We start from the raw sequence: 14,970 nt of genomic DNA on the forward strand, positions 1-14,970 counted from the left end.
ACCGTTTAGCACACAGCTGCGTAGGCGCCATATGTTCGAGTGCTGAGGTAGTTAGCACGTCGAAATATCCGATCTTAATAGGTCCCCAAACCGACGATAGATATCCTCCGCTGCATTTTTGGCTCCCTCAGATTTGTGAGTCATGCCAGCAAATCCATGAATCATGCCGTCATAACACACAACCTCAGCGAATACCCCCGCATCGCGCAATGCTGCCCCGAACGCGGCCCCCTCGTCTCGCAACGGATCGAACTCAGCAATCGCAATCAGCGAGGGTGGTAGCGTTGCAAGGTTCTGAGATCGAAGAGGCGATACGCGTGGGTCCGTTTTATCGTGGTCACCGAGGTAACTCTGGACAAACCAGTCCATTGTGGTGACTTCGAGGGAGTAGCCACGCGCGTTTTGAGATCGGGAGGGGTAGGCGGAGCCGTCAATTTCAACTGAGGGATATATTAACAGTTGCGCTTGCGGTGGCGTGTGTTCCGAAGTCAGAACCTCGGAAACCACGGCGGCAAGATTTCCTCCGGCACTATCGCCGGCCACGGCCCAACGCTCATCACCACCAAGGGAGGACAGATTGGTGTGGATCCACCTCGCCGCTTCCACGGCATCTTGCAGTCCGGCGGGGAACCTGTGCTCCGGGGCTAGGCGATAATCAATTGAAACAACCACCGCCTGGCTGCCCCTGCATAGGCCCCGCGCGGTGTTCTCGTGTGTATCTAGATCACCGATTACCCATCCTCCACCATGTATGAACAGGATCGTCGGGAAGGGGCCTTCGCCTTCGGGACGATACACTTTGGCATCGAGTTCACCCGCCCCGCCGGGAACCTTAATGTACTCGGTCGATGCAACGGGCACTATTCGCCCATGCGGGATCGAGTCGAAGGTGAGGCTTCTATATTGGATACGAGCTTTTTCGGGGCCCAGGGTCTCTAAACGTGGAGCCCCTGCTTTTGCGGCTGCAGCGAGCGTTTCGGCAAGTTCAGAATCGAGCGGCATCGTGTCTCCTTAATAAATGATGTGCCCAATGCAAGAGACTCAAAGACTCTGCGCGCCGGTAACGGCTGGGACACCGTCGAATCGAATAGGTTCGCCCTTAGAACGGTAAGTTAAGCCGTCGTTGAGATCTGCGTTAGGTAACAAGGTTTGATCATCTGGATATTCATTCCAGTTAGACCAGAGTGGTTTCGTGCCGCGTTTAAAAAATTTCTTATGCGCGCGCATAACATAGCCAGCATTGAAGTTGTCAGGATTACCCCAGTCGAGTATCTCCATGTCGGCGTCTTCTGGGCGCAGTTGAGGTACCACGACGGCAGCGTCCTTCGATTCCATGTAGTCAAAAAGACGTATCAGAAATTCTGAAACAAGATCCACCTTGAGGGTATAGCTGTAACGAAAGTAGCCCATTACATATGCCATATTTGGTATGCCTGTGAGCATCAACCCTCGATAGGTAACATGGTTGGCGAAATCCACGGGTTCCCCATCCACCACAAACTTCACATCTCCAAGGACGTTCATATTAAATCCTGTGGCCGCGATGATGAGGTCCGCTTCAATCTCCTGTCCTGACGACAGTCGGAGGCCACCCTCGAAAAATGTTTCGATCGTGTCCGTAACGATGTCCACCTTGCCAGCTCGGACCGCTGAGAAGAAATCGCCATCGGGCGTCAAAACAATCCGTTGTTGGGAGGCTCGATAGGGCGGTTTGAAATGGTGATCCACATCGAAGCCCTCCGGTAAGCGAGCGCGAGTATCTTCAAGTAGAGCCTCTTCTAGGACCTGAGGGTTCTCAAACGTCATACGCACACGCTGGTTCGTCTGGTCGATGTAATAGCGACGCATAATCTCGTGTATCCACTCACCAGGGATATCTAGCTCACGAAGTGTATTGACTAGCTCAGGAGTGGCTGGACGACTAGCAAAATAGGTTGGAGTTCTTTGGACCATTGTTACTTTTTCGGCGCGGTCGCTCATAGCTGGAATAAGGGTGGCTGCCGTTGCCCCCGAACCAATCACAACTACTCGTTTACCAGTGAAATCTAAGTCTTCAGGCCAGTGCTGCGAATGAACGATCTGTCCGCTAAATTCATCCATGCCCGACCACTCGGGCAAGTAGCCACGATCGTGATCGTAATAACCAGAGCACATCCAAAGAAAAGCAGTCCTATAGACCTGACGACTCCCGTTGGCCCTACTAGTCGTCACAACAGTCCACAAGGACTCCTTAGACGACCACGATGCACTTTCGACGTGGATGCCGGTATGGATGTTGTCCCTCAGTCCGTAATCGTCTACTACATCGTCAAGATACGAAAGAATCTCTTGGCCGGTGGCGATCGCAGGACCGTCCCAGGGACGAAACGAGTATCCATAAGTGAACAGATCGCTGTCCGATCGAACGCCCGGGTATCTATGGGTCACCCATGTTCCGCCGATCTCATCTTTCTTCTCGAGCACAAGGAAACTTTTCTCGGGTAAGGACTGCCTCAATTGAGCAGCCGCACCTACACCCGCTACCCCCGCTCCAATGATCAATACATCAACGTATATCGAACCCGAATCAGTAGCTTTCGGATTATCAACCGACCAGCTGTTCGCCATCCTTTTACTCCTTCGTTACGAGTGATCGAAATCACACTTGTAATCGTACTTCAAGTTGAAATGAGATTACAATAGCTTTGAGAGGTATTTTGTACTTAGTTCTAGCCCTGGCCCTCACACCCTCGGGTAACACAGCGGTCTGCATTCGCCGGTGGGGCGCGAGGACAGATCAGTCCCACTTACCGACGTCAATTTCAAGCCGCTGCTGATAGCGAGCAAACACCCCAGAGCACAAGGATGAAATGACGGATAGGTTCAAGCCCCTGAAGCAACTACGCCGACGAGTTTGAACGATCATCCACAACTCGTCTAAGCCTTAGCGTTGGGTGCCAGCAAGGCTTAAACCAGCGATACCATCTGTCTTGCTGCGGCAATCCAACCACGCCCAGGATGGAGTTGATCATCGAATGCGTTTACTGGTCCTGCGCACGGCAAAAGTAAGGGCTGTCAGACTTGGAGAGCTTCGTGTTTCTCAACCATCCCAGCGACAATAAACTCAGCGATCGCCATTGAGGAGGTTGCGCCTGGTGACGGGGCGTTTCGAACGTGAGTCACTCTAGCCTCATAATCGATCCTGAAATCATCGACGAGGCTGCCATCCGCATCCATAGCTTGTGCGCGGATTCCACGGGTGAGGCGAGTTACGTTCGCACCCTCAAGCGAAGGAACGTACTTCTGCGCCTCACGAAGAAAGAATGTCTTCGACAGCACAGTTCGTCCTTCCCGAACGGCGCTCGGAAGGTTGTTCCGTGCGAAATTCAGGAAACCACGGTCCATGAGCGTTTCCGCTAGGTCTCGCAGGTTCAATCCCAGCCCGCGGTAAACCTCACGTGAGGGTGACAGGAAGGCATTAGGCCCCACCAACATTTCCCCATCGACACGTTTTGTTAAATGCACCCCTAGAAAAGGAAACTTCGGGTCTGGCACTGGGTACACCAGGCCATTGAGTATGTCCTTATGCTTTTCGTCCAACCTGAAATACTGCCCGAAGAACGGGATTATACTCGGATTCCGCGCGCCCCCTGCCAGACGCGCGATGCGGTCGGACTGGAGGCCTGCGCACACAATCACAAAGTCGGTCTCGCGATCACCTTGAGAAGTTTGAAGAATGACTCCACTATTACTCGGGGCGATATCGTAAACTTCACAGTTCAGTTCCACTCTCCCACCCAACTCGACCAAGTCATTGGTAAGAGATCTCGTAACCGCAGCATAATCGACAATCGCCGTGGTTGGAGAATGCAGAGCAGAAATACCTATTGCGTTCGGTTCGATTTCGCGAATCCCGGCGCCGTCGACCATCCGTACTCCAGGAACACCGTTCTTCTTCGCCCGCTCGAACATCTCGCCCAAGTGACGCGCTTCTGCTTCGTCTAGCGCCACCACCAGCTTGCCGCACTGCTCGTACGGCAGCTCTCGCGCTAGGCAATAATCCTCGAGAAGTTGCGCGCCCCGTCGGCACAGCTGCGCTTTCAAACCTCCCGGCTGGTAGTACAGGCCAGCATGCACCACGCCTGAGTTATGCCCAGATTGGTGACTAGCAACTTGAGCTTCCTTCTCTAATAAGGTAACGGTTGAATCGGGAAACCTGCTCGCGAGCTCACGAGCGACAGCCGCTCCGACAATGCCTGCACCGACTACCGTGAATGATTTGGTAACGGTCATATTGAAGCCTCCTTACAAGAATGATCAAACGTTGCTCAGGAGTCCCGGCATACATTTCCCCGCCGGAGTTCCGCTCCATGCCTCAGTGGCGAATGAGCACGAGTGGGAATTGCAAATTACTCTGGTCGGTGCTCCAGGAGGACCTCTTCATATACCGCGTCGGCGTAGGGGCGGAAATCTGTATCCTCGTCATACCATTCGTCAAAGCTGGCGAAGTCTCCCTCATCGACGAAACCCAGCTCTTCGGCCTTGGCGGTCCACTTCTCTCCAGAGGCGATAACGCGGTCACGGAGGTCTGACCCGTGCGTTCCGTTGTCTTCGATCTCGGCGATCAGCTCTCTATTCGCCTTCATGATCGATTCTTGGACCTCTGGGTCCATCTCCTTAATGGTGCCGCCGACCTCGTTGACCTTCGCAACACCCTCGTAGTTGCCATCTATCACGACTTCCGCGCCTCCGATGAAAGCCCCCACGAGAGAGTCGAAGACGACCTGCTGGTATGCAAGCGGCAAGTTAGCGATTTTCGAACCGCCCAGCACAGCGCCCGGAGCTCGCAAAGCGCTTGTATCTGCTGTGTAGCTAACATGCGGTGCAACCTCGAAAAAGCCGTGATCAAAAGAGGAATTGAACGAGTTCATCGCACAATCGGCGGTCTTTCGCTGCAGGGCTTCATACACCTCGACGTACGACAAGGACACTGGGGTCGCTCCAATGCTCCGTATTATCGTCTCATGGGCACTCGAGCCTGCCCGGATCTGACGGCCTTCCCAATCTTCAGCTGACTGGGCTTCTTCGGTACAGGAGGGGTAGGCATTCGCAGACGCCGAGATCGGGAAGAGGGGAACTAAGCCCTGGCTCTCAAACTCCTCGAGAAGTTCCTCGGACTCCCATCCGAGCTCCACTCCGACAGCGTTGGCGACAAGTTCACCGACGAGCGGCGAACTCGACAGCGCCGAAAGAGGGTATGAGAGCTCGTCAAAGATGGGGAACCTCGAGGGATCGGCGGCGGGCAGGGTGTATGCGAGGTCCACGCGCCCGTCGGCCAGTGCATCATGTATTTCGTCAAACCCCGCAATGGCCTGTCCGTAGACGACGTCCACGGTGATCTTTCCGCCGGAGCGCTCCTCGATTTCCTCTGCAAAGATGGTGTCATGGGCCATCACAGAGTTCGGCGAACTGGCTACCGATTGATAGGTCAGAGTGACTGGTTCAAGATCGGCAAGAACCGCATCAATCTCGTCCTGGCTAGCTCCAAATTCATAGCCAGAATCTTCAGCAGCGGATGATTGCCCCGCGCTACCGGCACAACCCGTAACCGCCAGCATGAACACCGTCCCACAGGCGGCAAGCGATAGATATTTCATTCTGATTTTCCAATCTTAGAGATCATATGTTGTGTTTTCAGACTGAGCCTTGACCGCCTACGACGGCACCCGCTCTGCAAATAGCTTGATGAACTGACCCAGAGATGCTGCTCCATGCATTCGCTGTGAACGCTCGCACTATCGAACAGGTCCGCGTTAGATACTGGGAACCTGAATGGCGATTGAGATAGGCATGTACACGTCCTTCTTCAGCCGGTACGTGATCGGCGAATCGGTACCGCCGTGCACAGCCCTCTCTCCGTCACCGGATAGTTCTCCTCATACTTGAGAAAGTTACGTGGAGCTCAATGAGAGTACACTCTCATTGCTTCAATGAAGGATATTGTGATCTACCCAACTTTGTCAATCATGCGCCTGGACACATTGACGACCTCGTGCAGATGTAGTCATACCTCAACACTTTTCTTCAACAAGCGCATCCGGAGCCTCAGATTCACACTGTTGCTTGTCAGCCTGACATCGAACATCGAAAGATGGACGCACTTATGCCCGATATACGGGAGCAAAATGGATCGGCCATCAAAAGAAAAAAGTTTGCACAAGCTCACTACTGAGCCAACCGACCCCACCCTCGACCGGTGATCATAAACCTGACTGCATGGCGCCACGTGCACAGAAGCCGGAGGCTCACCTGTAGGGCTACGATTGGGTCAAGGTGAAGATTTTCGCGAACGGCAACATCGTGCATTCTCGAGGGGATTACACAACAGGGGATGCGCACGTCAGCCTGCCAAGCGAGTTACTCTCTAAGTACTCGCTTTCGTTATACGGGTCCGTAACGGCCACACTTAAGATTCACTATGGTTCGACGAGAGCGCTTTCCAAAATAAATTCAATCCGCGGGCGCAGCCTGTCCCACATCTGCGCGACGGCATATTCCCGGAGCGGAGTACGGATTATCTCGTGAAGCTCTACGGCATGAATGTTCTCTGCGATAAGGCGCGGGGACCCACCAGTTCGTAGACGACCATTCTCGCTGGCTTCCACCAAGACGGTCTCGACTAGGCGGATCATCCGCTCCCCCTGTGAGAGCGTCCGCGGCTTTCGAGGGCTGCTGGGGTCGAAGGAAGCAAGAACGTATTCTGCCGCATTTGTAAAATTGTCTTGATAATACTCAGCACGGGCTTGATATATTGCCAATATCCTGTCTACGTAGGCAGCGGCCGTCGTGCTGGATTTGGTGGAGTATGCGATCTCTCTTTGTTCGCACGAATCCATAATAAGATCCATTTGATGCCCGTATACCGTCAAAAAAAGATCTGTTTTTGACGTTATATGCCTGAAGAGGGTTGCCTCCGATATCCCTGCACGTACTGCAACGTCGCGTGTTGTGATTTCTGCAAAAGATCGCTCTTCAAGTAACGAGGACGCAGCGGCCTCTATCCTCTGACGAGTATCAACTGCCACTCTTTCCCTACTTTCGAACTTCCCGTTCTAAGCCTGTTGTGACATTAACACCTTCGACCCAGGAATGAAGTGAACAGTACGGTGACATCTCAATTCAAAGCATTTTAGGTCGATTCGTCTATATCGCCACTAATGTCAGCATGCTACCACCCAAGCGATGGCTTCAGCGCTCGTCATCGTAACGCGGTGGTCTATGCAGGACGCAGTGTCGCTGGTCATAAGGCTGCTCTAATTCCCGAACGCACGAAGCCTCAGATCGGGTGCGAGAAAGAACGTAGGTTAGGACGCGCCGAGACGTTCTTTGCACACTCGGGGTCTCATTTTCTCCATGATCGTGCTCCCTCTTCACCCAGAAGCCCGAAGACCCGGGTAGTCCGCAGTTGAATGGGGCTACCCGGTGCCTTCGTCTACCAGCAGGTCGAGGGGGCAGTAAACGATGCTCGGTAGATTTCGACCTCTTTTGGGGTGAGTCCGATGTGCCGGTTACGGTTGGCCTGTCGAGCCTTGTCGAGCTCAGGTTCATTAGCTCACGCGGCTGGCGGGTGCTCCAGTTCAGCCGTAAACGGTTCTATGGAGCGAAAGCACGAGGCTTTTATTCAGACCAGGAAGGTCCAAGCTTTGTTTGCCACCTCGGATGCGGCGGGGATGGCTACTGAGATGCGGTCTGAGCAAATCGCGGCGCTAGCTGAGCAGTTTGCGACCCATCACAAGACGCTGTACCTGGTTGGTGCCTTCGTAGATCTGGGTGATCTTGGCGTCGCGCATCATGCGCTCAACCGGGTGGTCCTGCACGTAGCCGGCACCCCCGAGCAATTGCACCGCATCGGTGGTGATCTCCATGGCGACATCGGAGGCGAAGGCTTTCGCGGCCGCACCGTAATAGCCCAAATCCGAGTCGTTGCGCTCACTCTTGGCAGCAGCAACATAGGTGAGCTGGCGGGCAGCTTCCAGCTTCATGCCCATATCAGCAACCATGAATTGAATGCCCTGGAAGTCGGCAATGCGTTTGCCGAACTGCTGACGTTCCTTGATGTAATCAATCGCGTAATCCAGGGCGCCTTGAGCTACTCCCACGGCTTGAGCCGCAATAGTGACGCGCGTGTGGTCAAGGGTCTGCAATGCTAGCTTCAGGCCGCCGCCGATGTCTCCGACTACTCGGTCACCGGGGATCCGGCAGTTATCGAATAGCAGTTCCCGGGTGGGGCTGCCTTTAATCCCGAGCTTGCGCTCTTTAGCGCCGAAGCTAAAGCCTTCATCAGATTTCTCGACCACAAAAGCGGTGATGTTGCTACCGCGTTTGCCGTCCGGATCGGTCACGGCCATCACCGTGTAATATTCGCTGACCCCGGCGTTGGTGATCCAGGCCTTGGTTCCGTTGAGAATCCAGTCATCACCATCCCGAGTCGCGCGAGTTTTCATGCTCGCGGTATCAGAACCGGCTTCTGGCTCCGAGAGGCCATAGGAGATGGTCGCTTCACCGGCGGCCAACCGTGGCAGGTACTTCTGTTTGATTTCCTCATTGCCGCCCAGTTGTATTGGCAGCGAACCGAGTTTATTGACCGCTGGGATCAGCGACGATGACATGCAGCCACGTGCGACCTCTTCGATAATGATCGCCACTGCGAGCGCATCAGCCCCGACGCCGTCATATTCTTCGGGGATATGTGCGGCAAAGAAATCCGTGTCCACCAGCGCATCGTGGGCTTCTTGTGGGTACCGTGCTTCCGCATCAACCTCGGTCGCATGCGGGGCGATTTCTTTATCTACGACATCGCGTACCGCAGCACGCAGTTCATCGTGGTCTTCGCTTGGCTTGTACAGATCAAACATATATGTCTCTTTCGTCAGGTACTTAGACTCACGTCAGCTCGGTGCAGAGGTACCTCCGTGGAGGGACTTCTGTGACACGCCCAACGCTCCTCATCGTATTCAATTACTGAATTGATGGCATCTAGTCCACAGTGGAAGATACCTCTTTGGTGTATTTATCTTCTTCGGTCAGTCTCGCTCCGTTGTCTGGTCACGATTCCACCACCGAAGGTGTGGAATCGCCCTAATGCAGGTATCCCGCCGTTAACCGCTCCCACAGTTCATCGGGATCTTCTGAGTCACCAGTCTGTGCCAGTGCCTGCTTAACTAAGAGCCGGCCGGTCAAAACCAGATGGCTCTGCATTGCCTCAGCCGCTGCCCGATCATCACCACGAGTTATGGCGTCGATAATCGGATCATGCTCATCCACAATCGTGTCGAACCCTCTATATAATCCCACCGTCGACGGCGTAAGCAGTCGGGTATTCAAGCGAAGCCGCTCAACGATGTCCCGCGCCCGACGCGCGCCCCCCGTCACCAGAATTACATTGTGCAGTTCTTGGTCCGCACGGAAAAACCGTTCTTCATCATCGTCTGCCGCAGCCTGCTGCATCTCTATACGAAGCTCAGCGAGTCGGGCCGATTCATCCGCTTCCGATAAAGCAGCACGACGGGCTGCCGGTACTTCAAGAGCAATTCGAATAGAGAAAATCTCAGCTATATCGGCGGGCGTCGTAGGAATAACCTGAAATCCCCTATTCCGGGAAAACCGAATCATGCCGGCTTCTTCCAAACGTAAAAGTCCGTCTCTCACCGGCGAGCGTGAAATCTCCAGCTCTTCGGCTAGTTGATAAACACTGTAGAGCTCCCCCGGCTGCATCTGTCCATTCATGACCGAAGTGCGCACGTAATCCATGACTTGCTGGGTGAGACTTCGGTGTGGACGGACTATGGGGGAGGATTCAGAACGTGGCATACCGCTATTCTGCCCGACTTTCATATCTCGTATTGGATGCTCATAGCAACGCAGTGAGTCGTATATCACGATGCATCTTGACATGCCCAGTATAATGTTACCCAGATTACTGAGTAACATGTGACACGCGACGTGATCCATCTAACGACAGGTAATCCTCGGATGACAATTGCGATGCATGAAAGCCGCATCAACCGCTACTTAGTTAAAGACGAAATTGTGTAGCAAACAAAAATATACGATCTAGAAAGGCAACGTCATTATGAAAAAATTCCCGCTCGCTGCGGCTGGTGCAGCGCTCGCCCTAATAATCACTGGTTGCGCTAACGCTTCAGACCAACCCGGGGCATCTGATGAGACCGGGTATGAATATGGAGCTGACCAAGAGGAGATTGACGCGGCACTCGCAGATCTCGAACCGGTCACTCTGACATATCAGGGTGCTGCTAGCTCACCGGACTCGGTTCAGGCGAGGGACAAGATCTGGGCCGAAGCCCTTGAAGAGCGGTCCGGGGGGAAACTTACCATGGACATCGTATATGGGCAGGCAATTGCCGGATTCGACGAAGTTGATGCTGCACTTGCAGACGGGCGCGTTGATTTAGCCTACACGCTTCCTGGCTATGATCCCTCGACGTACCCTAACTTCGATGACCTTTCATATTCTCTTTCTATGCTTCCGAACTCTCCACTTGTCGGTGAACTGGTGGCCAACGCAGTTGGTTTGGAACTCTCGTGGCAATCAGAGGAAGTACTCGAAGAATACGAAAGCCAGGGACTTGTTCCTCTCTTCCCCGTCTCGGCATCAGCGAGTTTCTATCCGGCATGCACACAGGAAGGGACCTCCGAGGCGGATTGGAACGGACGCCAGATTAGAGCAGGCTCGAGAGCTCATGAGGCTATGGCCCAAGGCATTGGCGCCACTCCCGTATCGTTAGATTTCGTCGAGGTATACGAAGCCCTTCAGCGTGGAACCGTTGATTGCGCCCTGAACTCAATGAACTCCGCATATGACTATGGATTCATAGACGTTGCTCCCCATGTCAGCTACCCAACCGAAACTAGTGTGCCTCGAGGACCCGGGGCGATCATTGGAGGGATTGACGTCGCTAATTTACCTCTAGCTTACAAGCAAGTCCTCTTCGACTCGCTTGTTGAGGCATTCATGGGGAGTGCAGAAGTTGTCATCCATGGAAATTATGAGGGAGTCGCCGAGGTGCATGAAGTTGGTGGCACGATCCAGGAGATGGACGCTGCGGTCCAAGAGTCAATTGCAGCCACAAATGAAGAACGCATCACTGAAATTGAGAACGATGGCACTCACGGCACGGATCTCAGAGAGCGCGTCCTTGCTTCTGGAGAGAAGTGGACGGAAAAGGCCGAAGAACTTGGTTTCGTAGATGAGGGCGAATTCTCTGATTTCGATGAGTGGTTCGACCCGGAGACAGATTTTCGTCCTTTTGCCGAAGCTGTCTATGAAGAAATCCTGTTGGAGCATCGACCAGAATGACAAATGGAATGAGTAGGAGGGGCGGATTGACTCCCCCCTTCTACTCACACCGACATGTGAGCCCCGCATCTAACGGTTCTTTGGGCCCTTCCGTTAAAAGCGGAGCCAAGCCTAGGAGAAGAACATGAGCTCTCGTCATACCAGTATCGCCACGATAATGCGCCGCAAGAACGGGCGTTTAGCAATCCGTCAGCAGGCTCGACCTTGACCTACGAATACGCCAGAGCGGTCCCTATTCCCAAGGATTGGGCAGCCGAATTCTAGGGCTGGTCCTGTTTCCGTTTCTTCTGCCTGTGAGGTGCGATATGAATGGAAGCATCTCTTCAGTATCTTGAAGATCTACGGCGTTTGGACGAACTACAACACCCAATTACTTCGCGGATGGGTCAGTTTAAAGAGTAACCAGCTCGTTCAGTGAAAGTCTTCCCGACCCAACCACGGCGCGGGTGAAGCATTGTCAGAGGCCTTCCTCGATATGAATACCTGTCACGTACCCCAGCCGGATTTACCCCCAGACCCTTTTGATGGCCCTCTTTATTGTTGGTTGACCCGGTCTCAAGCTTGATGCGCTCCAGATTTCTTGGTGCCATGCTTTGCAGACCGCAGCTTCCCCACGTATCACGATGCGGCAGTTGTCTTTAACGACGGGTTACAGCAGTGCCGGTCTAGCTACCCGCGATCCTTGAAGCCTGTGAGGGCCTCTAGGGTTAACAGTGGCCCCGCCCACTTCCTTGTTGCCACTAGCGAGTGTTCTCATTGAACCGCTATGGCTACTCACGCGAGATGTCCCTATATTGATAACTGGCAGGGGGTTCTCTACCCTGCCACCGTGATGGACTGCTATCCCAGGGGTGTAACTGGGTGGGCAATGGCAGCTTGTAAATCGCTTATTCAACAGTCCTATATTCAAGCACGCCCCGGGAACCGAAGACCTCACAAGGTCGTCGGTAGAAGCAACAGAGAAGTCTGGTGGGTGACCGTGTGCTGTCTCGATTGAGCTGGCAACTGGGCACCTCCCCACGATCGTTGCGGGGTAGGGCGGTGTTCAGCCGGTCGTGGTAACGATCCAGTCGCCACCGCGCAGATTCGTGTTGAATGCTGCGTCGTATCGATCCAGGAGTGGATGGCGCGCGTCGATCATCCAAGGATTATGGTGATCGGCGATGAGAGTCACTGTCTCGTCCTCCCAGCGAACCAGCTCGGGTACGCCATGGACGAACCCGACAAAATGACGACGCACCAGCGACCCGATCTCGCGGTCGGTGACGTTCGGTTTGGGGAACATCACCTGTCCAAGTTCGACGTCGATGCCACCGAATAGATAGCTGACGTCAATCGCATGAGCCGCGCCAATCCCTTTAGCTGGAGCGGAATCGAAAACGACGCCATAAGTCTGTCTCGATGCCGGCCGCGCACGGAGCAGATCGACCGCCGCCGCGGTGAAGAACCGGTCCGTCATAGCCGACTCGGCAACCTGGGGCGCTGAGAAGGACCCTGGATACCCCGCTGAGTTCGCTCCAGTCAGGAAGGTCAGGCCCTGGGCTGCCTCAGCTGACATCGACTCGAGCGCACCAGCCAGGTGCAGGAACAGTCGGTATTCCCCTGTCGTGTGTGAGATAAGAGCGGGTAATCTCGACTCTGCAAAGGCTAGAAAAGGTGACTCGCGCACGATCTCACCATCGATGACTGGTAGAAGCGGAACACCGCCGACGCCGATCCGCTTCCAACCGAGTCCGTTGGCCGCGATGAGATCGGGACCTATCTCGGCGACGTGTTTCGCCGCCTCGTGGGGCCCCACCTCGGTGATCCCGGTTCCGTACTTCTCCCGATGAGCCGCATCAAGCTGCTCAAAGACGTCTGCGGCGAGTTCCAAGGAGGTAAGGAGTGCGGGCGGGCTCTGCAGGATGAGGCGCTCTACGAGCCCCTTGGCCATATCGCTGACCCCAACAATGAGGGCGAGTAGTGCCCCGGCGGACTGACCCGCCAGAGTGAGTCGAGCCGGATCCCCCCCGAAACTTGCGGCGTTCCTCTGCACCCACCGCAAGGCGGCGACGACATCGAGCACCGCACGATTATCGGGATGGCCAGGGATATGCAGAAAACCGTCCACGCCGAGCCGGTATGTGATAGTGACAACCACGGCCCCCTGGGAGGCGAGTTCCACCGCGTCATAGCTCGGGCTCGCTGGGGTTCCACTGATGAACGAGCCGCCATGGACCCAGACTATGATCGGCAGCGGAACCGAGTCATCTTCGTTCACGGCGTTTCCGGTTCGAGGAGAGAAAACGTTGAGTGTGAGCCATTCGTCATCGTCTTTGACCTGCGGGTAGTCGCGGTCGATGCCAATTGAGATCTGCGGAAGCACGGTACCGGAGCGCGACCCATCGATCTGAAGCTCGGGCGAATCGAACGGAACGGGTGCGTCGAAGCGTCCCGTCTCTAGCGGAGAGCAAGCATAAGGAATGCCTCTGAACACCTCGACACAACCCTCGGTCAGGCCCGTCACGATGCCGGATGAGGTATGGATGACAGGAACGGACATCTCTTCACCTTCGTTCGTTGTTGAGAGACTGCGAGGCTTGATTAGTGCCTCAATGCTGGAGCGATCACGCCAAAGTCGGAGCGGCCGATGATCTCGCCGTCCTCGTTCCACAGATAGAAGCCCTCGCCGTCTGCGAGACCGGCTTTGCCCTCGGTAATGCGTTCTTCGAGCAGACCAGCAAAATCACGTACCAGCGGGTTCTCACTATGCTTGTTGATGAGCGCCAGGGGACGAAAGCCGATAACGTCCATCGTGGCCATAGGTCCCTTGGGCGCCTGCGTAGACACCGTCCACGCCTTGTCGATGTCCTCGACCGTGGCTAGACCGGTCATGAACATCTCGACACCGGCGTCAAGGAAAGGCTTGATCATCTTATTGAGGATGAAACGTGAGCTCTCTCGCTGGACGACTACCGGGACGAGGTTGACGGATTCGCAGTACTTGACCGTTCGCTCGACGTAGGCAGGATCCGTGCCGGAGTGGCCCATCACTTCGCCAATGTTCTGGATCCAGATCAAGTTCGCGTGATGGAGGGCAAGAAAATGCTCGGGATGACCGCTTGCGTCCGCGAATTCACTCGGCAGCAGTGATGAAGTGTTCGTCAGCAGCACGGCATCCTCGCGAACGTGTTGGCCGATCGTTTTCCACACTGCTCGCTTGATCTCGATATCCTCAGGAACAGCCTCGATGACAAGGTCACAGTTAGCGAACGCCTCGGCGTAGTCTGAGGTTGGCGTGATCCGGGCGATCGCGGCATCAAAGGCCTCCTCTGTGAACTCAGGGAGGTCCTTCCGGTAGTACTTGCGCATCCACTCCCACCGGGCAGGCAGCTTCTCGAGTACCGCCTGTTCAGTGTCGAAGGCGTGAACTTTCATTCCCGCGTAGGCATTCTGCATGATTATCTGTGATCCGAGCACTCCGGCTCCGGCGACTGCCACCGTTGTAATGTCCGACACGAGGACCTCCTACTGTTGTGTCTGCAGAACTATTGAAGATTACCCATACTTCAGAGACTGAAAGTTCGGGCAAATTTTATACTTTTGTTCGCTGGATATTTATTACAGTTATA

The 14,970-nt window shown here is 54.6% G+C and carries 10 protein-coding genes; 1 reads left to right on the forward strand and 9 read right to left on the reverse strand.

The features are described 5' to 3' along the window. Window positions 1–51 precede the first annotated feature (51 nt). From J2S62_RS13405 to J2S62_RS13435, 7 genes are all read right to left on the reverse strand, one after another. Entirely contained in the window at window positions 52–1,002 is a 951-nt protein-coding gene (locus J2S62_RS13405; RefSeq protein ID WP_310175600.1) for an alpha/beta hydrolase, read from the reverse strand. Between the two features lie 39 nt (window positions 1,003–1,041). Further along, on the reverse strand, window positions 1,042–2,607 hold the full coding sequence (locus tag J2S62_RS13410; protein ID WP_310175602.1) for a flavin-containing monooxygenase: 1,566 nt from the start codon (window positions 2,605–2,607) through the stop codon (window positions 1,042–1,044). A gap of 447 nt (window positions 2,608–3,054) precedes the next feature. After that, window positions 3,055–4,272 (reverse strand): L-2-hydroxyglutarate oxidase, encoded by a 1,218-nt coding sequence (gene lhgO, locus J2S62_RS13415; RefSeq protein WP_310175603.1) that lies wholly within the window; start codon window positions 4,270–4,272, stop codon window positions 3,055–3,057. Between the two features lie 116 nt (window positions 4,273–4,388). Further along, on the reverse strand, window positions 4,389–5,636 hold the full coding sequence (gene dctP / locus J2S62_RS13420; protein ID WP_310175605.1) for a TRAP transporter substrate-binding protein DctP: 1,248 nt from the start codon (window positions 5,634–5,636) through the stop codon (window positions 4,389–4,391). A gap of 819 nt (window positions 5,637–6,455) precedes the next feature. Next, the gene (locus J2S62_RS13425) at window positions 6,456–7,064 is read right to left on the reverse strand and encodes a TetR/AcrR family transcriptional regulator (RefSeq protein ID WP_310175607.1); all 609 of its coding nucleotides are present in this window, start codon (window positions 7,062–7,064) and stop codon (window positions 6,456–6,458) included. 681 nt (window positions 7,065–7,745) lie between these two features. Continuing rightward, entirely contained in the window at window positions 7,746–8,894 is a 1,149-nt protein-coding gene (locus tag J2S62_RS13430; RefSeq protein WP_310175609.1) for an acyl-CoA dehydrogenase family protein, read from the reverse strand. Window positions 8,895–9,117: 223 nt separating this feature from the next. Further along, the gene (locus J2S62_RS13435) at window positions 9,118–9,873 is read right to left on the reverse strand and encodes a GntR family transcriptional regulator (protein WP_407650001.1); all 756 of its coding nucleotides are present in this window, start codon (window positions 9,871–9,873) and stop codon (window positions 9,118–9,120) included. Between the two features lie 238 nt (window positions 9,874–10,111). Between J2S62_RS13435 and J2S62_RS13440 the strand changes: the two genes are divergently transcribed. Next, on the forward strand, window positions 10,112–11,359 hold the full coding sequence (locus J2S62_RS13440; protein ID WP_310175613.1) for a type 2 periplasmic-binding domain-containing protein: 1,248 nt from the start codon (window positions 10,112–10,114) through the stop codon (window positions 11,357–11,359). Window positions 11,360–12,404: 1,045 nt separating this feature from the next. On the opposite strand, the gene J2S62_RS13445 is transcribed toward J2S62_RS13440, so the two are convergent. After that, window positions 12,405–13,901 (reverse strand): carboxylesterase family protein, encoded by a 1,497-nt coding sequence (locus tag J2S62_RS13445; RefSeq protein WP_310175615.1) that lies wholly within the window; start codon window positions 13,899–13,901, stop codon window positions 12,405–12,407. Between the two features lie 41 nt (window positions 13,902–13,942). Further along, window positions 13,943–14,857, reverse strand: a complete 915-nt coding sequence (locus tag J2S62_RS13450; protein WP_310175617.1) for a 3-hydroxyacyl-CoA dehydrogenase NAD-binding domain-containing protein — start codon at window positions 14,855–14,857, stop codon at window positions 13,943–13,945. Between the last annotated feature and the right edge of the window lie 113 nt (window positions 14,858–14,970).

It is taken from the genome of Enteractinococcus fodinae (genome assembly GCF_031458395.1).
Taxonomy (GTDB): Bacteria; Actinomycetota; Actinomycetes; order Actinomycetales; family Micrococcaceae; genus Yaniella; species Yaniella fodinae.